Raw genomic sequence first — 23,875 nt, forward strand, 5'->3', positions numbered from 1 at the left:
TCATAACGAACCTATGAAGTACTTTTTCTTTTTTTTGTGTGTTTTATACTTCTTCAATCTTGTTGCGCAGACATCTAATGATTTATCTCAATTGTCTTATAATGAGTTGGATAGTTTGATGTTGTTAAATTATTATCAAGGCAATTACCAAGGGACTATTCCTTATTTATTGCAAGGAAAAAACAAAGCATTAAGAGAGAGAGCGATAACAAAAAGCCCTATAGAACGAGCGAACATAGATTCTATTTATGCTGGTTATATTGGAAATCTAGGAACTTTTTATTTTTTGTTAGGAGAGCAGGATAAAGCTGCTACTTATTTTGCAGAGCATATTAGTTTGGTTAAAAAGCTATTTGGAGAAAATCATGATGCTTATGCCAATGCTACGCATAATTTAGCAGACTTTCATCGTTCTCTGGGGAACTATAAGGAAGCAGAAGTGCTTTACTTACAGGCTATTGATGTTAAGAGAAATACGAAAGGGAAACAAGACTCTGAGTATGCTATTTTTTTGAATAACTTGGGACTCTTGTACTGGAAAATGAGTCAGTATAGCAAAGCAGAAGGGTTGTACTTGGAAGCAGAAGCAATTAATTTGAAAAATTTGGGAGAGCAGCACCCTCAATCCGCTTCTGTCATCAACAACCTAGCGCTATTGTATAATTCGATGAAGGCATACCACAAAGCGGAAATCTGTTATTTAAAGTCTAAAAAAATTAAAGCAGCAACGATAGGAACGCAACACCCTGATTATGCCGTTACCTTGAAAAATTTAGCCAACCTTTATAATGAAACCAAGCGGTATAATAAAGCAGCAAAATTTTACGAAGAAGCATTGCAAATTATTCAGGAAATTTATGGAGACAAGCATCCTAGATATGCAAGTGCTTTAAATGATCTGGCTTTTTTATACAGTCAAACGCAACGTTATCAACAAGCAGAGGCACTTTATACTCAATCTTTAGAAATTATTGAAATAAGCTTAAAGAAACAACATCCATTTTATGCGTTAACTTTGAATAATATAGCGTTGTTGCATTATAATAAGAGCGAAAATAATAGGGCGTTGACTTATAATTTAGCAAGCATTGCAGCCATAGCCGATTCATTTGAAGTTTACTTCCCTAATGTATTCAACGACCCTTCTAATTTAAATTTAGGTTGTCAACCAATAGATCAAATTGATTTTAGTGCTTTGTCTAAACTGACATATCGAAATCTATCTAAAATAGAAGAGAGTTTACAAACGCTTTTGAGAATTGCTGAACAAGCATCTTCTGCTACAAAACAGTACCAAATTAGCAAAGCGGCTATTGATATACACACTAAGGTTAAGAACGATTTTACAAGTGAGGAAAATAAACTCTATATACTATCTGGCAACACAGAGTTTGCACGATATGGAATAGATGCTGCGTATGTATTAGGTACAAACTATTGGGGACGAGCATTTGAATTTGCAGAGCAAAATAAATCGGTGTTGTTAAGAGAAGCAATACAAGGGCATCGTGCCAAAGTATTAGGGGATATTCCTGATTCTTTGGCACAAAGAGAGGTGCAGCTCTCCAAAAGAAAAGATGCGTTAAAGAAACAAAAATACCAAACTTTGGACGCTGAAAAGAAAGCAGCAGTTATTAGCGAAGAGAACGACCTAAATCAAGAAATTAGCTTCTTTTTGCGAGCATTAAAAAAACGTTATCCTCGTTATTATCAACTTAAGTATGAAGATGTTACTGCTCAAGTAGATGAAATACAAAGATTGTTGGTCCCTGAAACGATGCTGTTGGAGTATTTTGTGTCAGATACCTCGATCTATTTATTTGCTATAACGGCTACTTCTGCTAAATTGTTAAAATTAGAAGTTACTAAAATGCGTTTGTATAACGAAGTAAAACGATTGCGTTTGGCCTTGAGTAATTATGCGATGCTTGCAAATAAAAGTCAAAAGGCATATCAATTGTATACTCAGAAAGGGTATTGGTGTTATGCAAATCTATTAGAACCAGCTTTAAAAGGTACAAATGTGAAGCAGTTGATTGTTGTCGCAGATGCAGTTTTAGGGCACATTCCATTTGAAACCTTTTTGACAGAGGATATCAACCAAAAGAAAATGTCTTATGAAAAAATGCCGTATTTATTAAAAATGTATACCATAAGTTATCATTATTCGGCAACCTTGTGGAAAGAGAACCTAAAAGTCAAAAAACAAAATAACAACCATCAATTACTAGCTTGTGCGGCATCTTACAGTCCCTTAGAAACAACAAAAATAGATTCTAATTTATCAAAATGGCGAACAGCAAGTACTTTGGCACTACGAGAAGATTTGAGTCCATTGCCCAAAGCAAAAGATGAGGTAGAAGTTTTGGCTAAAAAGTTTGCTGGAGACTTTAAATTTGGAGCCGCTTGTAACGAAGCTTTTTTTAAAGCCAATGCCAATCAATATGGTATCATTCATTTGGCAATGCACGGGGTTGTGCACCCTCAAATTCCAATTTTATCTTCTTTAGTATTTACCGAAAATGGCGATAGTTTGGAGGATAATTTGTTGCAAGCGCACGAAATTGCACATCTTCAATTACAGACTGATTTGGTTGTGCTTTCAGCTTGTGAAACAGGGTATGGAAAGTACGAACGAGGAGATGGTATCCGTTCCTTAGCGCGTTCATTTATGTATGCAGGCGTGCCTTCTATGGTTGTCTCCTTGTGGCAAGTGAACGATTATTCAACAGCTCAAGTAATGACCTCTTTTTACGATTATTTAGCGAAAGGATTGCCAAAAGATAAAGCCCTTCAACGAGCCAAGCTAGATTACTTAAAAAATAATCCTGGTATAACTGCTCATCCTGCTTTTTGGTCTCCTTTTATTCAATTAGGCAACAATAGCCCTATTCAATTGGCACGTTCTACCAATTGGTATAGGTGGGGAGGAGGAGCATTGATATTTTTACTTCTAAGCAGTGTTTGGATATATAGAAGGCGAAAAAGAGATTAGAGAATATGTATATAACGGAATTATTGCGAAGAACCTTTTTTTATCTGATAAGGATTTTTGGCTTTTCGTAGTTTAAGCAACAGAATGTTTTTTATCAAATTTATACAGCTATTCTCTCCTAAAAACAACATTAAGTTTCCAGTCAAAAAAGCCTTGGTATCTTCTGAGTTAATAATTTGTTCTTGCAAGAAAAATTCATTCTGCTTGGTATCATGTGATTTGTAAAGTGTTTCCCATTTAGAACTAATGTCCATTTTGTAAGGATGCGCTTTTTTGAGGACTAAATTATGATTGATACTAGTATCGTTTAGTTTTAGGTTTTTAGTAACAAATGTAGAACAAAAATGCAAGATTTCATTTGGTGTTTCTTGGTGATAAGATGGGTAGGACTGGTAAAACACTTCTGATGATCTTTCTGCCAATTTAGGATTGTTGGTTAAGAATATTAGAATGAATTTTCGCAAAAACCAAAAGCGCCCTATCTGCTGTTTTAAAAAATGCGCATTGCTCCATTTTGCGTAATTTTTAATGTAAGCATCAAAGCCTTGTCTTTTAAAAGACAAATTAATATAAATAATAGGAATTTTTTTCTTTGAAAAAGGGGTTCTTTCTAGGAATACAGAAAAAGCATGGAAGGCAACAATTTTCTCATTTACTTTGAAAAGATAAAAGATAGGATTTGTTTTTTTGATGTGGTTTTCTTCTACATGATTTTCTGCAAAGCAACTGTTGATTGCACGACAAATAGCATTAAGCTCTTTTAGCTCATCAAGAGTTAAATCTTTGCTCTGCTTTATAATAGGATAGATCATTAATTATCTGTAAAAATAGTTTACTCCGTTAATAAAAATACCTCTTTGGTTGGGTGGTATAAAAATTGATATTCTACTCGTTCAGCTTTAAATGGTCGACTAACAGGGTATTGACGTCCTTTACCATTATCAAGAACGAGCCACTTACCTCGAAGAACAATATCATTAAATCCATCTTGATTGACATCTTCTACAAACGTTTCCAAGTGATTTTTTCTAAAAACCCCTCCACCTTCTGGATTGGTATCATATGATTTGGGGGTATTCTCCATTAATACGTTAAAAATATCAATTAATTTTCCTTGTTGATAAATATAAAAGTGATGTTGCCCATTTCCTTCACAATCGTGCGTAATAGTCATGAAAATCGGCATAGAATCTAAAACAGCAGGAATGAATGAAGCTACAGCTGCTTGACTTTGATGTAACAAATGCCCTTTAAGGTCAAACAAATACTGGGTTTGTTGCATTGGATAGGCACAATCATTTGTCGTAGGGCTTAAACAATTAATAAACCAAATAGAGTCTTTTAAACCTAAAATTTGTTGTCTTTCAAATGTAAGAACGCTCGTTTCTTTGCTATATGCTTGTCCATAAGTCGTACTCAATTGTTGAAGAAACAATTGAGGCGTTTTATAAAACGTAGAGTCCAAAATAGGAGCAAAAACTTCTTGATATAGCTTTTTTTTACTACCAAAATCATCCTTAAAGATATTTTGATTTACAACAGTATTGGTCGTATCTGTAGATGTTATTGCCATTTTTTGTTCTACAGAAGGTGTAGGAGAGCAAGCAGAAAGAGTAATTAGAAAAGCAACTAAAGATAATAAGCGAGCGAGCATGGTTAGAAGTGTTTTTTATATTCAATAGGTTGAAACCACGAAGTAGCAGCACGGTTAGCTAAAACCAAAGCACTTAAAAGATAAACGAATATGAATGTGCTTTTTTAGTGAAACATCAAGGGACTACAATACAAGAATATTTTTAGCATGAGGTCGCAATTTTAATTTGAGCAAACTAAACATGTGACCTCATGAAATACGATCATTAGTATCAAAACTATTCGATGACTTGATTGAGTTGATAATTCTTAAATTTTAAGAAATTTAAATATTGATTTTCATAACTTCTAATAATAGGAACCCGTGTTTCTTCAGGGCTGCCATCTAAAGGAACTAAAAACTCATAAGTAGGTTCAATTTGGAATTTAGTGTGATTGTAGATGTTATTCTCTTTCCACAAATGTGCTTGGAAATTAACCCCATATTTATGCATCATACGACCAAAGTAAAGCATAATATCAAACCCTTTAAATCCAAACTCTCTAGAACCAATGCCATAGACAGACTTGTAATTGGTTTTAAAATTGCGAACAGTTTCCTTGTTGGGAGGAGTGAAATATTCACTAGTAAAATGTAAATTTAGCGATTCGTAATACTCAAAATTAATACGATTAAAATAGCGCCATCTATCCATTCCAATGATAACAATTTGATAGCCTCGTCTTGGTTCTACTTTGTCAACTAGTTTTTGGATTTCACGCAACGAGTTATAAATGAACCCTTCATCTATCGTAGGCATGACAATGATATTTAGTTGATCTTTTTTTAGAAAAGGTTTAATTTGATCGACATCCATTGTTGTACTTTCAGGTATCAAGGTACTGATATGAGCACTAGTATCATTTTTAAAGTTAATATAACTTTGCTGAAGATTTGCAACTCTAGCGGAATCCTTGCCTAGCGCCAAAATCATCAAGTTTTTTTGCATAGGATCTCTGATAATACGCTTGTTGCGTTCTATTTTGTGCAATTGTTCAATGATGAGACGGCTGTGTACTTCAAAAGAGGGGTTTACTTGAATATAATAAGGGTTGTTAAGCGTCAGGTCACTACGAGGATTGAGCGGAGAGATTAATGGCTTTTTATTCGTTTTTGCAAATTCTGCAACAATCTTTAAATTGTTCGATAAGATAGGACCAATAATTAAATCCGCTTCCTGCAATTCTCTTTTTTTTAGAAGATTTTGAATGACAGTAGTATCTCTTTGGGTATCATATACGTTGACAAACAAGTTGACGCCTTCTGCTTTTAAGCTATCGAGTGCAATCAGCACTCCTTCATAAAATTCAATGGCTTTAATGGAGCGAATTGGAATTTCTTTTCGATTGGCAGGAACAAAATTCTTACTCATGAAAGGCATCATAATAGCCACTTGATACGCTAATTTTTGTTGAATGGTCGTATCAACCGTATATTCAGGGAAAAGTGCATCGTTGTTGATATTGATAACGGCAACGGTGTCCGACTGAATAGCTTGATTGCCTACTTTTTTGAAACAAATAACCATACGTTGTACAGGGCTTTTTTGAATGGTATCACACCAAGTGATGGTATCTACTGTAGCCGTATTGTTATCTTGATCAACATGAGTAACAGCATTGTAACTACCTGTTTTGCTCGTATCTTTAGGATTGGTATTTTTGCCAATGACAGGATCCAAACGCCCAGGGTTGGTCTTAGTTCGAGCCGTATTTCTGGTCGTATCGCAGGAGGAGAAAGCTATCATTAAAATAAATAGAAAAGAACTTAATGTTAGGACAGATTTTAAGGAAAGAAAACGTGAATTTTTCATGCTTGTACAGTGCTGTGAGTTTATTCTTGATTTGTAAATCAATCGCTTATGTTGTGTTTGGGTGTTAGGTCGTATTTAACAAATCAAAGGTAGCGAATTTTGTACGAGAGGAGTAATAACACCTTAGAAAAAAGAAAAGAAATGAGTAATCGGTCTTTGATGATGAGAATTAGGTGGTTGCCTTAAAATGGTAGATTTAAAATTAAAATCTTATGACAATACAAGAACACAAAAAGCTTGGCTGGGATTTATGGCTGGCATATATATTTTTTTAATTGAAGGAAACTCTATTCTTTATCATCACAAACAGTATTTAGGTACTATTAAAACTCTAGGTAATGAAGTTGCAGGACAAGCAACTTTTAGCCACCAAGGAGATAATTTCATCAGGAGTAGCTGTATCTCCAAATGACCGATATTTATATGTATCTTCGTGGATTTACATGTATCAATTTGATTTATGGGCATCCAACATAGCAGCCTCAAAAGATACAGTAGCAGTTTATGGTAATGTTTTGTCTGGAACGAAACCTCCCTTTTGGGGTTACATACAATCTGCACTAGATGGAAAAATATATAGTCATAGCAACAATGTATCTTATATGGATGTCATCAATAATCCCAATATAGGAGGTGTCGGTTGTAATGTAGTACAACGAGGCTTAGATGTATTCTTTGTGGAAGGGCACTTCTTACCCAATATGCCTCACTACAGAACGCCCAAATTATCAGGCTCCGCCTGCGATACCTTGACGAGTATAGCAAGGATAGAAAGCAAAGAAGACGTTTTAATCTACCCGAACCCAGCTAGTACGAGTATTAGCATAGCGGCAAGCTCGACTATAGAGCAAGTAGTGGTTTTACGACCGTAAAAGTAGATAGAGTTGCTAAAGAAGAACTAGTTAACTGTGAATAATCTAACTCAAAATAAACACTTTGTGAATTCTGAAGTTAAAATTACAAAATCCACAAAGTAATATGAAATGCTTTGGCTAACAGGTAGTATACCTAGGAGTGCGTTAATAAACAATAGTCGCATAGCCTTTGATCTCTTGAGGTTGTCCTCTGGGACCAACGATTCGAACAATAACAACATACACACCAGCTTGGCATTTTGAACCAATATTATTCTTTCTACCATTCCACGCTTCCGTGGGGTCTTGTGTAGCAAAGATGCGTTCTCCCCAACGATTGTAGATGCCCATCTCAAAGTTTTTTATGTATTGAGTATAGCCTTTACCTTTATAAACATCGTTTTTACCATCATCGTTAGGGGTTAAAGCGTTGGGCAGGAAATAAGTAATTTCAGGAATAATATCGATCTCCTTTTTAGCGGTATCTGTACAGCCATTGACATGAGTTACAATTAAAGAAACAAGATGTTTTCCTGTGTCAGGATAATGATAGGTTATATCACTTTCAAAAGAACTGACTTTGGAAACGCCATTTCCAAAATGCCATTCCCATAGATTGGCTAGTTCTGATTCGTCTTTAAATTCGACAATGGGATGAAGAGAAGTAGGTTGTGTTGGAAGATAGGAAAAATTGGCTCGTGGAGTATCCAATGCTACCACTGTACTGTTAAATTGTTCTGTACATCCTTTGGGCGAGGTAATTACTAAGGATCTAGAATAAATACCTGATTGAATATAATTGTGTTGTGTGGTAAATTCGTCTGATGTTGTTCCATCTCCAAAGTTCCATCGGAATGTGTAATCGGAAATTGGATAATAGATAGAGGGAATATTACCTGCCAAAAAGTTAATGCAGGCAGTATCATTCGGCAATTCAAAAGGAAAAATTGGTTTAGGTGTCCAATCGAAGGGGCGTGTCTTTTTGGAAACACAGCCAGCAATGTCTGTTGCTGTTAGTGTAACATTATGGACGCCAGTATCTGGATAAACATATTGATGATTAGGGTCTTTGTTAAAAGAGGTGTTGCCGTCTCCAAAGTTCCAGACATAACTTTGGATAGGAGTATTGGGATTGAAAACCGTTTTATTCGTAAAATAGGACAGTCCAATTTCACAAGAATCATAGATGACCGAAAAATTGGCTAAAACATCTAAACTAATTGTAATCGTTAATAAAGCGGTATCGGTACATCCAACAGAGCCTGGATTAGCAATCAACCAACCTTGATAAGTACCATTGCCAGGAAAGGTCACAGTTGGTTCAAAAATACTATCTATAAAAAAAGTACCATTTCCTAGGTCGATGCGCCATTCATAACTGTTGATAAAAGATTGAATGGTACTCGTATTGTCAAAGGTAATAATACTATCCCCACAAAAGTTAACATAATACTGATCGGTAGCAAAGTTGACAGAATCCGCACGTACCTTTGCATCTACTTGATCATCACAAATGGTAACATTAAATTGAAAATCTCTTAAGGTTTGACTAAGCAAATTGCCTTGTGCATCGTATTCTTTTACGCAAACGCCAACTACATATTGCCCAATACTAGTTGGAAAGCCTGTTAACAAGCCTGTATTGGGATCAATTTGCAGGGTGGGATTCGCATTCATTGGGTTGGTTGCTGAATAGCCAGAATGAAAAACAACAGGATTATAAGGTGGTGGTGCAGGTGGATTGGGGGCGGCGGAGTTAAAACCATTTCCACCAGAACTAGAGCTTCCACCTCCACTATAGGGAGAGCATAGTTCATATACTAAGGTATTTCCATCCACATCTGTTGCTGAATGATCAAACTCTAAATCCCTATTGGCACAAATAACAATAGGAGGAAATTCATTGAAGGTTGGACTACTATTGCATTGTTGTTGAGCTTCGGCACTTAATGAAATAGTATAAGTTGCTCCAGTACTTCTTGGGGAAGCTAAATTACTAACTGTATAATTGCGGCAACAGCGTTGATAAGATATCGTATACCCGTCAGGATTAAAAGGTAGTTCTACAATGCCTTGATAAACGGCTTCTACTACTCCCACGTTGGGGGGAACTATCAAACAAGGATTGGAAAATACAATAGGAATATCCGTTGTATCAGGGTTTCCTAAGGCAAGAACCGTATCTACAGAACTAGTATTTAGTCCAGCATAGATGCCTACATAAGCGGGGTTATCAAAAGGAGCTCGACCATTGATACGATCTCTATACACGTGCATGGTAATGCGATACTGCATTATTCCTGTGGTGGGACTAGGTCCCAAACATTCGTAACTTATGTCTCCACCAACAATATGTGATGCACGAGAAGTTTGATTTAGGGTAAATAATAAAAATAAAATTAAGGAAAAAATAAAAGTCCTTTTCATGACGAAAATTTGGAAGGTTGGTTGGGGACATTACTTATAACGATAAAATTGTAAATTAGTTGCTTAATTCATGATGAAATTAAGGGAAAATTTTGCTTGGATTAAGAATATTTTTAGGATCAAAACTGCTTTTAATTGCTTGCATTAGTTGTATTTCAATAGGAGAGAAGACTAATTTTAAATATTCTTTTTGAATCCATCCGATGCCATGCTCTCCCGAAATAGTTCCTTTGAGGCTAGCCACCAATTGGAAAATAGCCAACATAGCTAAGGGCATTTCACGGTTCCAATATTCGTCTGTTAAGTGCTCTTTAAGCAAGGTAACATGTAGATTACCGTCTCCTGCATGACCGTAGTTGACAGCTTGAATACCATGTTTTTTGCTAATACTATGAATGCCTTTTAATAATTGCGGCAAGGAAGCACGAGGAACAACCGTATCTGCTTTTTTTACAGCAGAGTAGTTTTTGATGGCATAGTTTAGGTTTCGTCTTAATTTCCATAAACTATTTTTAGTATGCTCGTCGTCTGCAAACAGTACTTCATCGCAGTCAAAAGAGTCTAACACTGAGTTTATTTTTTCACAATCATTGTACAATGTATCTATGTGATTACCGTCTACTTCGATAATTAATTGTGCTTCTGTTGTTGCTCTGATTGGTAAGGTAGTATCTTGCAAATAATTTTGAGCAACGTCAATAGCTTGCCGCTCCATGAATTCCATGCAAGAAGGAATAATACCTGCCTTAAAAATAGCTGCCACAGCGGCACAGGCTTTAACTGCCGACTTGAAAGAAACCAACAAAAGTAAACTATGCTGAGGGGCAGGAATAAGTTTTAAGACAATCTTGGTGATGATACCTAATGTTCCTTCACTTCCAACCATTAATTGAGTTAAGTTGTAGCCTGTCGAATTTTTAAGCGTATTAGCTCCCGTCCAGATTATAGAGCCATCTGCTAGGACGACTTCTAAATTTAAGACATAATCTTTGACAACGCCATATTTGACAGCTCTTGGTCCTCCTGCATTCGTGGCGACATTACCGCCAATAAACGAACTTCCTCTACTGGCAGGATCAGGCGGATAATAAAGTCCTTTGGACTGTACTTCATTTTGTAATACTTCTGTAATGACTGCTGGCTCTGTTGTAATTTGCAAATTTTCTTCGTCCAATTCTATAATTTGATTTAGTCGTTCAACAGAGAGGACAATACCACCACAAACAGGCAGAGCGCCCCCTGCTAAACCAGTGCCTGCACCTCTAGGAGTAACAGGGATGTTTTCTCGATGGCAAAGCTGCATGATTTGACTAATTTCAGCGGTATTTTTAGGCAATACAATTACTTCTGGTAAGAAGAGTAAATCTTCTGTTTTATCTTTTCCGTAGGCGATTCTTTGGTCGTGGCTGGTGTATAGGTGGGATGCTCCTACGATGTTTTTTAGTTGTTGTAGGGTTTTGGGAGTGATTTTATGGTAAGGCATATCAAAGAATTTTGTCTAGAATGAAGAACTCAAAAATACAGAATCCTGATTGATTTTATTGCTTAAGCCCTTCATAGAAATATCTGATCAAGTAATGGATTCAAAACTAAATCATTCTTTAATACGAAGTAGGCTTGTGGGAATTATTTGAGTATTAAATTTTTAGAGTTAAGATAAATGAGAGGGATTGGGCAGATAATTAAACTGGAATAATGTTATGACTCTATTCAGTTAATTTGCTTCTTTGACGCAACGGCAGGAGTAGAACTTTCCTTGGGCTAAAGTTTTTCTTGTAGATGCCCCCTGATATAAACTTCGTTTTGCTTCACATCTTTGCATATTAATAGAAAAGAAATAAGGCTTACTTCGTTCTGTTTGAGCCCAATAATAGGCAAATTTATTCTGTCCAGAATATGTCAAATGATCTTCTGCTTTATTTTTTTCTTGAGGGAGAAAACCTCTATATAGGTACCCTTTTCCCCCTCCCACAGGTTCAAAAAGAGGCAACCTTTCTCTATAATTTCCAGTAGAAGAATTATTATCCCAAGCACAATTAGCGTATTTATCATTCAAAACTTCCCATTCTTTAATAGTTGGCAGTCTCCACCCTGTAGGACAAACTTCTACAGCAGAAGACAAGTCATATAATTGACCATATTTCTTAGCATTTTTTATATTGTTATTATAACAATAGCTTCCTTTTCCAATATAAATTTCCTTGTAATATAAACTATCTTCTAAATCTAGATTAATATTATCAATCATCCACCATAACTTGTCAAAACGGCGAGTTCGATAAGTGTGACCATTTCTACTATCTGTAATGAGAGAGTCCTTTACTGCAATTGGGGTATTATCGGTAACAGAATTTTTGTCTTTGTCTATATTGATAAAGCGAATTAAAAACAGCAATGCTAATAGCAAAAAGCTGTATAAATAATATTTAATTATGAATTTAAGAAATTTACTTAACATCACTCTTATTTGTTAAATGCTTTAAAAACTAGAGATGTAATACCTTCTGTATACTCAGGTATCTCAAGTAATTCGCCCTCATTATTTATTAACTCTTCTCTAATAGAGTTAAAAAGCTGCATGATTTGACTAATTTCAGCGGTATTTTTAGGCAACACAATTACTTCTGGTAAGAAGAGTAAATCTTCTGTTTTATCTTTTTCGTAGGCGATTCTTTGGTCGTGGCTGGTGTATAGATGGGATGCTCCTACGATGTTTTTTAGTTGTTATAGGGTTTTGGGAGTGATTTTATTGTAAGGCATATCAAAGAATTTTGTCTAGAATGAAGAACTCAAAAATACAGAATCCTAATTGATTTTATTGCTTAAGCCCTTCATAGAAATATCTGATCAAGTAATGGACTCAAAACTCAATCATTCCTTAATACGAAGTAGGCTTGCAAGAATTATTAATTTACTTCTTGTACACAACGGCAGGAGTAGAACTTTTTTTGTGCTAAAAGCTTTCTTGTAGAACCGCCCGTACCAATTAAGGTAGCATAACATTTTTCCATCTCAATTTGAAAAATTAGAACACTTGAACTTTTGTTGTTTATAGTCCAATAACGCGCTGTATTTGACCTAGGATAAAAATATAACTCTTCAGTATATTGATACTGGGCATCGCCACCAGGAATAGGATTATATTCAGGTAAAGAATCCCTATAATTTCCAGTCATAGATGCCTTATCCCATACACAGTTCGCATGTTTTTTATTTAAAAAACGCCATTCTTCAGAAGTGGGAATTCGCCAGCCTTTTGGACAAGCTTTTATGGCAGCAGGAAGATCATACAAACGACCATATTTTTTACAGTTTTCAGGATTATTATCCAAACAATAGCCTGCCATGCCTATATAGGTATCTCTATAGAGGAGACTATCTCCAATGTCATAATTTAGGTTTTCAACCATCCACCATAGATTTTCAAAACGCTTGATTTTGTATTGTTGTTGGTCTCGTTCGTCTATTAGGACAGAATCTATGATGCCTACATTTCCTTTTACATTGTTAATACGAGCAGGTAGGCTATCTTTTGTCATAGATATACTATCTTTTGTAACAATGTTTGTCTCCTGTTCTTTGGTTGATGTTGTGCAAGAGATTGTAGTTAGTATTATAAAAGATATAATAAGCTTGTTCATTAGATAAATGCTTTTATTTTTATATTATTTCCTTTCTCCAAAGAAGAACTACTACGACCAGTATTTAACAAGTTATTATTGATAACACCATCTTTTCTTAAGTTAATATTTTCTATATCAGTAAACGTAATGTTACTTATTTTTACTTGATTAGTTCCTTTATTATAAATAGAGTCAAAACTAAACATAAGTTCTAAATCCATGTCATATTCACCTTTGGATACAGAAACACCTGTGCTAATGAAAATGGCAGCAATGTCTGATGAAATGGAATATCCAGGATCAGTAAATCTAATTTTTACTTTTAATTTACTAGGAACAATATTATTATTTACATTCCCTATTTCGGACCTTAGACTAGTCGCTTCTAGTTTATAATAATTTTCATCAACGGATATGAACCAAACATCTGTATGAGTAGTACCATTTTTCAGTGTAAGATAAGGTAAAAAATCCCCATTTTTATCTTCATCTAGACATAGACTTAAAGGGAAATAAATTTTAGAAGTAGTATTTGATATAGAATCCGGAAGATTCAAGGCTCCATCATCATCTAATTGCCTTTCTAGAAAGTTTCGAACCTGAGTAATAATAGCTGCAATACTAGATAATACACCAGTGTAGTAATCACGAATAGACTGTATAAGTACATCTGCAAGTTTTTGAGGCAATTCTCTAATAGACCGTAGGATGCCTTTGGCCCATTCTAACCATGAATCACTAGTAATAGGAGGAGGAGTATCGTCACTATCTTCACCTTCGTTATTATTAGCGTTTTCGATAATAGCAATAAACCGTTCACATAATGCTGCAATATCTGCTTCGTATATAATAGTGTCAATAAGTTTTGTAATTATTTTGGTTTTATCAGCCCACGCAAAGTTGTAATTAAAAGTAAGATCTTGAATCTCTCGATTCAAGATCAAATTGATTTTGGCACTCAAAATAGCATGACCAATTTGACTCATGGTAGGCAAAGTCGTCTCTAGTGTATCTAAACTGGTATTAAAAGTACCATTCTCAATAGCTGCATGGTATAAACCTATTAATTTCGTATAAATACTACCATCCGCAATTGCATCGGAGAATAAAGAGTCAATTTCAGAGAGTTCTAAAGAAAAACCACTGGCTTTGATTCCTGTTATAACTTCCTTTGTGAAATCAGAAAAGTCAATTAGTTCATGTTCGATTTTAAATAATTTGGATAGATTAAGAGCAATAAGTTTAGATTTATAATTGTATTTGCCTCTTTCTTGATCAATGCCTAGTTTATTCATCAATTTATCTAAAGAGATCACCCATTTCTTGATGATGGTTTTATATTCATCAAAGCGATTTTTTTTCAATGCAGTTTTGATGCAATCAAAATATTCATCTGCTTTAATACCCAAAAAATAATTTACTTCATCGTTTCCTTCGAAACTCCCGTCTTCAATACTTGCCCTGATTTTTAGACGTAAAGCGTTTAATTCATTTTTTATAATAGAGATTAAATCTACAGCCTTTACCATAGATTTTGCACCTAGTTTGCTACAAACATTATCAACTAAATGGAGTTTGCAAGAAGGTGGAGTAACCTCGTCTGTCAAGACACTTCCAAATTCCTTGAGCTTTCCTTGAAGTAAGGCATCATTTAGAAAGTCTGTATTATGGTTTTGTTCAAAGATATCTAACTGTTGTCGAAAATGACCATACCAAGTCGCTAGATTATTGATACGTCTTTCTTTATCCAAATCTCCTTGAACATCATGAGGAATATCATATAAATCTATAGCAGTAAGAATTTTGCTAATAGAAGGGTAAGGACTCTTCTTATGTTTCCTGAACTTTTTACCAAAATCTTTTTTAATTGTTTTTTAGTAGTAGTCTGAAATATTTTAATGAGTTTATCTTTTATTTCAAATGCCAATTTATCACAAAAGCTAGTTAAAGAAACAGAACCTTCGTCTCTAAATATGTCACCAATAACTTTACCGAGGACTGTTCGTATGTGTTCGTTTAATTCATAAGAGTTGGCGTCATTACCAGTAAATAAGTCAAGAATAGCTTGCTTTATATTATCACTAATTCGATCAACGTCATGAGAATTTGTAGAAATTACTTTTAACATACCTTCTAAGTTTTGTAAGTAATCAATGGTTAAACCAATCAACTTATTAAAACTTAAAATTAGAATTGGGTTGGTATCTCGAATGTTGTCTTCATACAAGAATTGTTGTATTTCCTTTATATCTTTATACTTGGGACCAATAACTGCTTCTGTTGTTAATGGAGTCTGATAACCACTATTGATTTGTGCATTAGTTTCTATTTCTAAAGCTTTATCTTCTGTTTCAATGGCTTTTTTTAATAAAGGTAATAATTCTTGTAAATCTGCTAACTCTTTAGTTTTTGTTCCTGTTTTGATTAAGGTATGGATGGAGGATTGTAACTCTACAAGTTCTCTTTTGTAAGTCATTGTATCAAAGGTTTATTGAATTGAATGTACCAATATATATATATAATAGTTGACCAATCAAAGTCATTTTTAGAAAACAGTATTACAATAACTAAACAAAAAGAGCCACACAACAACAGTTGTACGGCTCCAATTTCTTATAAACAAGTTGCAAAACGCAGCAAAACTACATACGTTTTAGCAATAATTTTCCAATTTCAGGATCAGCCATAATTGGTTTTAAGTGTTGCGCACTCACCAAATCTTGCGCCATCGAGAGGCGGATATCGTTAGGAATGAAGTCGATTTTGATGAATTCTTTTATATTTACCAATTGTTCTTTATTGGGTTTGATGTTATTAATAACCAAGTAATTGACCAAACGAGTACACAATGTGGCTAAAATATCTACTCTTAAAGTACCTTTCATAACAATTCCCTTTAGATGTTCTAAGACATCTTTTTTGAAATTGCTGCTATTGACAATTTGCTCAGGAGTCACCAATTTGCTCAAATTATTATTAACAAAAGCCATAAAAGAAGCAACCGTATTAGAATCTAGACAGGAATCGGCGAGCATTTGCAACAGACCTAGCTCTTTGGTTAAGTCCTCAATGCTGGCAATAGATTGAAAAAATTGCACCAATGTACGAGGGGTTGTCCGTTCTCCTGTAACCATTTCAGGGTAGGTCAAAACAAAGTTGATTCCACGTTGATCAACATCATTTTCTTCCGCCCATTTTGCCCATTCTTTGACATCAAAATCCATGGTTACATGCATCATACGAGTCAACATAGCGTCATCCATTGGCGTAACGGAGTAGTCCCCACCGTCTGGATTGGCTGTTAAGATAATTTGCCAGTTTTTAGGTAGTTTCCAACTAATTAATTCATAGTTTTGAAGCAATTGCATGATTCCACGTAAAATACGATCATCGGCACGGTTGGCATCATCAATCAATAAAATTCCTGGACCTTCTTCTGTTGGAACCCAGTCAGGAGCAACAAAAGAGGTGACACCCTCCGCAATTCGAGGCATACCAACCAAGTCTCCCATCTCCTCAAATTGAGCAGGAGCAATATAAGCAAATTTGTAGCCTTTTTCTTGGGCAATAGTCTCTACCAATTGCGTTTTTCCAATACCGTGTTTCCCCCAAATACAAATTGGAGATTTTTTCTTTCCCTTCTCCTCTGCAATTTCATTCATTTTAATAGAGTGCTCTAGCAAACGTCGAACTTCACTTGCAGAAGTTTTAGTACCATAATATAAGTAATTGTGTTTAGGTTTATTGTTTTGATTCGCCATTGTGTTGCGTTGCGTATTTGTTCGTTTAATTATAGTGTTTATTGGAATTCCTTTTTGTTAACTGCAAAAGTAAGAATAATGTTCCTTTCGTCTTATTTTATGACCACAAATAAAAAGGACTGCTAAAATAAATAAATATTCCTTATTCTCAAATGCTATGTTGTTATAGGGAAGTTATATTCACTTAAAAAGATAAGGTGTTTGAAATTTATAGAAAAAACTTACAAGGAAGTAAACATATCTAAAAACAGTTAAGCATTTGCCTCATTTTGATTTGGATGAAAGTGATCATATGAAGGCAAATGCTTAACTGTAAGTAGGCAAGAACTAATAAAACTGATGAGTAGAACGGTGGCTTATTTGAGTTTCATAATTCGCTTGGTGACAATCCCCTTTGATGTATGAATTTCTAAAAAGTAAATTCCTTGAGGGAAAGTAGAGAGGTTCAAACTGGTTTGCATTTGCTTAGGTTGCGTTTGCTGAATTAGACGCCCTTCTAAGCTCATTAAGTTAATCCTTTCGATGCGTAACTCTGATTTCAAATAAACTATCTGTTGTACTGGATTCGGAAATACATCCACTTTCCAATTAGCAACGGTTTCTTCCTCAATAGGGTCAGTAGAGGTAATTACCCACATAATTGAATTGTCAATTAAATGCTCACTTAAATTCGTTATAATAGGAGGATTAAAATCAAAGTAAATAGATGCTTTGTTGTGAATAAAGGTGCCATCTGGTAAATTAGGTTGTTGTTTGACTTTGAAAGACACAAAGCCTTTTGATCCCTCTAGATTGGTAGTGCTATCGGGGAGCAAAATATTGTGAAAATGCCACTCTAAAGTATTACTTTGATTAATCTGGAAGGTGTAAGCGTGACTAGACGCTCCGTGCTCAATGGATAGAATATCAAGCTCAGGAGGTAAAATATCTTGAATGATTACTGTAAATGCGGTGTCGTTTCCTGTATTTTGGAAGCGAATAATGTATTCTAAATCTGTATTGGAACCGATTAAATGAGCTTCTGTACGTCCAAGCGGGAAGCCACGCTTATCATTGGGATCAAAACTAGCGGAAGTTTGGATACAATCAATATCAATATTAGAGTTGGCGTCATCATGTGGAAATTGATTGACAAGTCCAGGTGTCCAATTGGCGGCAATTGCTGCTGAGTCCCCACAAAGCTCAACTACTGCATTGGGATGACTATTGCCAGGATGTATAGGATGTTGATCAACCTCCAAGCGTAACGTATGTCCATTGGCAGGAAAGCAATATTCCAAACTGTCGCCTCCTGTTAGCATTACGCTATCCAATAAATAAATCGCTGAATCAATATACACTCGAACTGGACGATAGCAAAGCATATCTCCTGTACCATATTGTCCTGTATTATAAATTGTAAAACAAGCTAAGCTATCGTTGATACAGTTTCCTGTAACCATCAAACTTGAGCGGTCCCAAACATTTGCACATGGAGGAGTAACAACAATAGAATCTTGGTTGCGGAAAATAGAACAAGAATCGATGGGCGAAATTTCGGATTGGATACAAAGGGTTGCTCCTACGGGCGTTGCACAGCTCAGACTACAAGTCATATTGATCGTACCGTACTGTCCAGGAGATAGGTTTCCTACATAAAAGGTGTATTGATTTCCAACAGCACTCGTCCAAGGAATATTGGATGTAATGGGAAATAAAGCGGTATCAAGCGTGATGGTAACCTCTACACTATCGGCAGTCATATTGGACTCATGGTTGTTCCTATAATAAGCCGAGATCACATTGGTCGAAAAACATGGTCGCAGATTGGTACTTACAACATCTGTATATAAGTCATAACAGGCATTGTTGATGGACATTCCAAAATCTTGCTGAGTTATGGTATCATTGGTGGCAATGATTTGAGCTGTTCGGAGCCCTGTATTAGGGCAACTGTTCCAGTAAAATGTATCCATTAAAATTTCTACGGTATAGCTGTCTACAGGAAGACCACAAAAGGCATATTCTCCCAAGGCGTTGGTGGTGGTAATTAAATTACTTGGATGCAAACGAACCAATCGACCTGCTAATCCATTTTCGAGGCTGTCTTGCACACAGTTGTTGTCTAAATCATCGTAAACTGTACCAGAAATAAAACCATCACCAGCTGTGAGACTACAAACCAAAGAACCAGTACCTGACAACTGTGTTAAGGAGCCATTGGTAGGTTGATTGGAGAAGTTCGTTATCATCAGAACATAAATAGAGCCTGCGGTAGCATTAGAAATAGAGATGAATTCTAAGCCTACAGCGCTATAAGAGCAAGTGTCTACTACATTTCCTAGAATATTGCTATTGTTACCCAAATTGCCACAAGCATTGGTGGCATCACTTATGTTATTAAAAGGACCCCATAGAATAAAATCTATGTCAACATTAGCAGAGTTGGAAAGTTCTAATAAAATAGAACCACTGTTTTGTACTTGCATAAAAAACCAAGTTGGGTTGGGTTGAGTCGCTAAACAGTTGTAGTTGTTTCCTTGAGGCGCCAATGCACCATTAGTAGATAAAGGAAAGGTAGCATTGCCACAAATTTGGAGCATGTTGACACATACAGAACTTGTATCAATATCGGCAGGAGCACAAGTAATTCCGTTCCCAACCATTTGTTGTGCTTGGATTTGTATCCCCAAGCAAAGTAAAACTAAAAAAGATAGATACCTCATAATTTATTGGTTTTGTAGATGAATAAATATAATATTGGAGGGTATTTATTCATCAAATAGTTAGCTGCACTGCTACTTCTTAACTGTAAGTGCTGTGCAGTCGATAATTAAAAAGTTGTGATTTTATTATTTGTCATAGTGAGTGATTGTTATGCTTTTTATAGGTGTTATTTACATTTTTTTGTTAATAGATGCAAAAAACTGTAAATCACTAATTAATATAAATATAATATTTCTGTGTATAATGATATAGTAAGTTTTTTTTATAAGGTTCTTGCAAAAATTGTTCTTTTGCGTACCTTCGCAGCATTGTTATCGATAAGAGATACTAGTGCTACTAAGAAACCATAAAAGACTCTTGTTAAGATAATAATCTTGATTGTATGGATGTAAGAAAATGAAACTCTCCACATATTGTATTTAGTAGTCTGTTGGCTAATCGTTCTAATTTGTAACTGGTATGAGTGCCAGTTTGATAGATCCGAATTTAGTGCGAGGGCTAGGGGGCTGCTGTTGTATTAACTCACTACTCAAAACTACTAAAAATGCATCAAATATCAAAAAAATGGTTGAGCATTGAAGACTTAGGAAAATTACTTGCGAATAAGGAAAAACTAAGTTTGTCGGAAGAAAGCCAAACGGCCATTCAAACTTGTTATGATTTCTTGCATCAAAAGATAAACGCTACAGAACAATCCTATTATGGTATTAATACAGGATTTGGTTCTCTTTGTAATATAAAAATCGAAGAGAAAGAACTAGAAACACTACAATCGAATTTAGTGCGATCTCATGCTTGTGGTATTGGCGACTTGGTGCCAGAAGAAGTTATTCAAATTATCTTATTATTAAAAATTAAAAGCTTATCACTTGGACACTCGGCAGTTAGTTTGCCATTGGTAGAGCGTTTAGTCGAGATGTATAATGAAACTATGTGGCCCGTATTGTATCAATTAGGTTCCTTAGGAGCATCTGGTGATTTAGCACCATTAGCGCATTTGAGTTTGCCCTTGATAGGAGAAGGAGAGGTTTTTCATAATGGTGTTCGAAAATCAAGCGAGAGTGTTTTAAAAGAACAGTCTTGGCAACCGATTCAGCTACAAGCAAAAGAGGGATTAGCATTATTAAATGGAACGCAATTTTCAACAGGCTATGGAGTTTGGGCACTTTTAAAAGCACAGCGTTTATCGAAACTAGCCGATTTGATTGCAGCAATCTCAATGGATGCTTTTGCTTGCGTAACTTCTCCATTTGATGAACGTTTACATCAAGTTAGAGCTCATGAAGGGCAGTTGCAAACCGCAGCAAATATTCGAAAATTGTTAGAAGGTTCTGTTCTAGCGGCAAGTCCTAAAGAAACGGTACAAGACCCTTATGCTTTTAGATGTGTTCCGCAAGTTCATGGAGCAAGTAAAGATACGATAGCTCATGCCCAAAAAGTAATTGAACGAGAAATAAATAGTGTTACAGACAATCCTAATATTTTTCCTGATAGCGATGCTATTTTATCTGGAGGTAATTTCCATGCCCAACCTATTGCTCTAGTCTTAGACTTTCTGGCAATTGCTCTATCCGAATTGGGAAGCATTTCAGAGCGTCGTTTGTATCAATTGATTGGTGGACAACGAGGATTACCTGCTTTTTTAACCCCCAAATCAGGTTTGCATTCTGGTTTAATGATCACGCAATATACGGCTGCAAGCATAGCTAGCCAAAACAAACAGTTGTGTATGCCTGCTAGTGTCGATTCTATTGTTTCTTGCAATGGTCAAGAAGACCATGTGAGTATGGCGGCCAATGCAGGAACAAAGCTGTACAAAGTGGTGCAAAATGTAGAACGTTTGCTAGCCATCGAGCTATTGTCAGGAATACAAGCCTTGTCTTTTAGAACAGAAAAATCTTCTCCAATTATAGAAGAGATTGTAGAGCAGTTTAGAGCGATTGTACCTGTAATGGAAAGCGATCATGTGTTTAGCGAGGATATGGCAAAAGCATTGAGTTTTGTTCAAAAAATAGATGCGAATAAATATTTATAATTTTTATTTCTAAGTATAAAACTTTGATATACGTGTATAATCAATTTTGTAAGTGTTAAATATAGAAGTAGTTTATAAATTAGGTGGCAATTTATGGTTTTATTTCTTATATTTACTAGGTTATTAATCTATAAATGAACTTAAGTAGTTCACTAATCTTAATACACTATCCGTTAAATAAGTGTTGTTTTTAAGCAAATCTTTAGTGAAGATCAAGCTTTTTCTTGCCTTTGTTTTATTGCTACGCATTATTGTTTGGAGTATACTTGTAGGGCAATACAAAGAGAAGGGGGCTTTGATGTTCACTAAAAATTTTTTGCAAAAAATAAGATAATTAACGGATCGTGTCATTCGTTTTTTCCTCAAAAAGAAAGCACATCTTAATCAAACTATGGTTGTTGATGTTAATTCTTTATGGGATATAGTGAGCTATCACTTACAATTAAATTATCAAATGGATAAAATTAAAAATGAAATTCCGAAGGTTGGTTTGACCAAAATGCTTTTAAATTATTCTCATATTAATGAGAACTTGGTTTCTTTTTTTAAAGAAACGTTGGACAAAAATGATGGTCTTGTGCAGGTGCGAATACCTTACAAGTTAGTTCTAACAGACCGTCCAGAACTAATTAGGCATTTTTTACAAAAGAATAACAAAAACTATATCAAGACTTCTGTTATTCGAAAAACAGTAAAAAAAGAGATTGGAGAGGGATTGTTTACCTCAGATGGGCAGTATTGGTTAAAGCAGCGTAGGAGTATTCAACCAGGATTCCATAGAGAACGTTTAGAACGCATCTCTAAGATTATGGTAGAACAGATTAACGATTATATGGATACCGTTTTGGATAAGTATGCAGAGACAGATCAAGAAATTGATTTGGCAGACGAAATGACAAAACTAGCCTTTAGAGTAATTACCAAAAGCTTGTTTGGAAAAGCATTTGAGGACGATAAATTAGAGATTATTGGAGAAATGATTTCTAGTAGTCAACAATACGTGATGAACCAAACACGAAAACCTTACCTAAAACCTTGGTATCACATCAATGGCGATCATGCAGAAAATGAACGTTTGAAGAAGATTCGAGATAAAATTATTATTTCTTTTATCGAAGAAAGAAAACGTTCTGGAGAAAAGGTAGACGACTTGTTGGACATGTTATTAGAAACAGAGTATGAGGATGGTTCTAAAATGACCAATAAGCAACTGTTGGATGAGTCGATTGTCCTATTGGTAGCAGGTCATGAAACATCTGCTGTAACAATGACTTGGGCTTGGTATCTTTTGGGAAATCATCCAGAAATCGAACAAAAAGTATTGGATTCTGTTAACGAGGCTTTGGGAGACAAAGATCCTTCTTTTGAGCAATTGAGAAATTTGGGTTACCCATTGCAAGTATTAGAGGAAACCATGCGTTTGTATCCTGTTGTTTGGATTATTGACAGAGAACCTCTAGAAGATGATGAGTGCGATGGAATTCCAATCAAAAAAGGAGAGGATATTGCAGGTTTTATTTTTGGGTTGCATAGAAATGAAAAATACTGGGAAAATCCGAATCAGTTTGATCCCAATCGTTTTTCTCCTGAAAATAAGAAAAATCATGTTCCTTTTTCTTATTTACCTTTTGGTGGAGGACCAAGACTTTGTATCGGGAAAAACTTTGCACAAATGGAAATGCAATTTATTTTAGCTATGTTAATTAGACGCTATAAGTTCGTTTTGTCGCCTGATCAGAAAGTAGACTTTAAGCCTTTATTGACATTGTGCCCAAGTAATGGTATCAAGGTGCGCATCCAAAAAAGAACACTAAGTACAGCACCTAAGAAGAATGTTGAATACAGTATGTAATTGAGTGATTGTCCGATAGCCTAATGGCAATGGTCAAACGTACTTGATTATAAGTAATCGTTCAGAAAGAATAATATGAAAGTAACTTTTTTGCGTTACTCTTCATCAAAAAATTTTGCTTTCGTTTGCTATCACACAGTAGCAGTGGAGGTGAAACCGCACTTTTTTGCTGTGTC

15 protein-coding genes are annotated in these 23,875 nt (G+C 35.3%); 4 read left to right on the forward strand and 11 right to left on the reverse strand.

Annotation, left to right across the window (positions count from 1 at the left end; genetic code table 11):
- Positions 1–13 precede the first annotated feature (13 nt).
- On the forward strand, positions 14–2,995 hold the full coding sequence (locus CG11_RS08705) for a CHAT domain-containing protein (protein ID WP_052595188.1): 2,982 nt from the start codon (positions 14–16) through the stop codon (positions 2,993–2,995).
- A gap of 20 nt (positions 2,996–3,015) precedes the next feature.
- On the opposite strand, the gene CG11_RS08710 is transcribed toward CG11_RS08705, so the two are convergent.
- From CG11_RS08710 to CG11_RS08720, 3 genes are all read right to left on the reverse strand, one after another.
- A complete protein-coding gene (locus CG11_RS08710) occupies positions 3,016–3,807 on the reverse strand; it encodes a hypothetical protein (protein WP_052595190.1) in 792 nt (263 codons plus the stop codon).
- 20 nt (positions 3,808–3,827) lie between these two features.
- Positions 3,828–4,649: a hypothetical protein gene (locus CG11_RS08715; RefSeq protein ID WP_052595192.1), complete on the reverse strand. Its 822-nt coding sequence runs from the start codon at positions 4,647–4,649 to the stop codon at positions 3,828–3,830.
- Between the two features lie 217 nt (positions 4,650–4,866).
- Entirely contained in the window at positions 4,867–6,441 is a 1,575-nt protein-coding gene (locus CG11_RS08720) for an amino acid ABC transporter substrate-binding protein (protein WP_052595194.1), read from the reverse strand.
- A 338-nt stretch (positions 6,442–6,779) separates the two neighbouring features.
- Between CG11_RS08720 and CG11_RS08730 the strand changes: the two genes are divergently transcribed.
- A complete protein-coding gene (locus CG11_RS08730) occupies positions 6,780–7,313 on the forward strand; it encodes a hypothetical protein (protein WP_156039707.1) in 534 nt (177 codons plus the stop codon).
- Between the two features lie 147 nt (positions 7,314–7,460).
- On the opposite strand, the gene CG11_RS08735 is transcribed toward CG11_RS08730, so the two are convergent.
- The 8 genes from CG11_RS08735 to CG11_RS08770 form a co-directional block, all read right to left on the reverse strand.
- Positions 7,461–9,722: a PKD domain-containing protein gene (locus CG11_RS08735; protein WP_052595200.1), complete on the reverse strand. Its 2,262-nt coding sequence runs from the start codon at positions 9,720–9,722 to the stop codon at positions 7,461–7,463.
- A 79-nt stretch (positions 9,723–9,801) separates the two neighbouring features.
- Positions 9,802–11,205 (reverse strand): FAD-binding oxidoreductase, encoded by a 1,404-nt coding sequence (locus CG11_RS08740; protein ID WP_052595202.1) that lies wholly within the window; start codon positions 11,203–11,205, stop codon positions 9,802–9,804.
- A 231-nt stretch (positions 11,206–11,436) separates the two neighbouring features.
- A complete protein-coding gene (locus tag CG11_RS08745; protein ID WP_052595204.1) occupies positions 11,437–12,180 on the reverse strand; it encodes an FISUMP domain-containing protein in 744 nt (247 codons plus the stop codon).
- 448 nt (positions 12,181–12,628) lie between these two features.
- Positions 12,629–13,261 (reverse strand): FISUMP domain-containing protein, encoded by a 633-nt coding sequence (locus tag CG11_RS08750; protein WP_197043808.1) that lies wholly within the window; start codon positions 13,259–13,261, stop codon positions 12,629–12,631.
- A 101-nt stretch (positions 13,262–13,362) separates the two neighbouring features.
- Complete coding sequence (locus CG11_RS08755; RefSeq protein WP_052595208.1) at positions 13,363–15,096, reverse strand: hypothetical protein; 1,734 nt, start codon at positions 15,094–15,096, stop codon at positions 13,363–13,365.
- A 35-nt stretch (positions 15,097–15,131) separates the two neighbouring features.
- Entirely contained in the window at positions 15,132–15,821 is a 690-nt protein-coding gene (locus CG11_RS08760; protein ID WP_052595210.1) for a hypothetical protein, read from the reverse strand.
- 166 nt (positions 15,822–15,987) lie between these two features.
- On the reverse strand, positions 15,988–17,106 hold the full coding sequence (locus tag CG11_RS08765) for an AAA family ATPase (protein WP_052595212.1): 1,119 nt from the start codon (positions 17,104–17,106) through the stop codon (positions 15,988–15,990).
- A gap of 356 nt (positions 17,107–17,462) precedes the next feature.
- Positions 17,463–19,811, reverse strand: a complete 2,349-nt coding sequence (locus CG11_RS08770; RefSeq protein WP_052595214.1) for a T9SS type A sorting domain-containing protein — start codon at positions 19,809–19,811, stop codon at positions 17,463–17,465.
- Positions 19,812–20,356: 545 nt separating this feature from the next.
- On the opposite strand from CG11_RS08770, the gene hutH reads away from it, so the two are divergent.
- Positions 20,357–21,847, forward strand: coding sequence for a histidine ammonia-lyase (hutH, locus tag CG11_RS08775; RefSeq protein ID WP_052595215.1), 1,491 nt, complete (start codon positions 20,357–20,359; stop codon positions 21,845–21,847).
- 454 nt (positions 21,848–22,301) lie between these two features.
- The gene (locus tag CG11_RS08780) at positions 22,302–23,699 is read left to right on the forward strand and encodes a cytochrome P450 (protein WP_063833063.1); all 1,398 of its coding nucleotides are present in this window, start codon (positions 22,302–22,304) and stop codon (positions 23,697–23,699) included.
- Positions 23,700–23,875 lie beyond the last annotated feature (176 nt).

This window comes from Aureispira sp. CCB-QB1 (genome assembly GCF_000724545.1).
GTDB lineage: Bacteria > Bacteroidota > Bacteroidia > Chitinophagales > Saprospiraceae > Aureispira.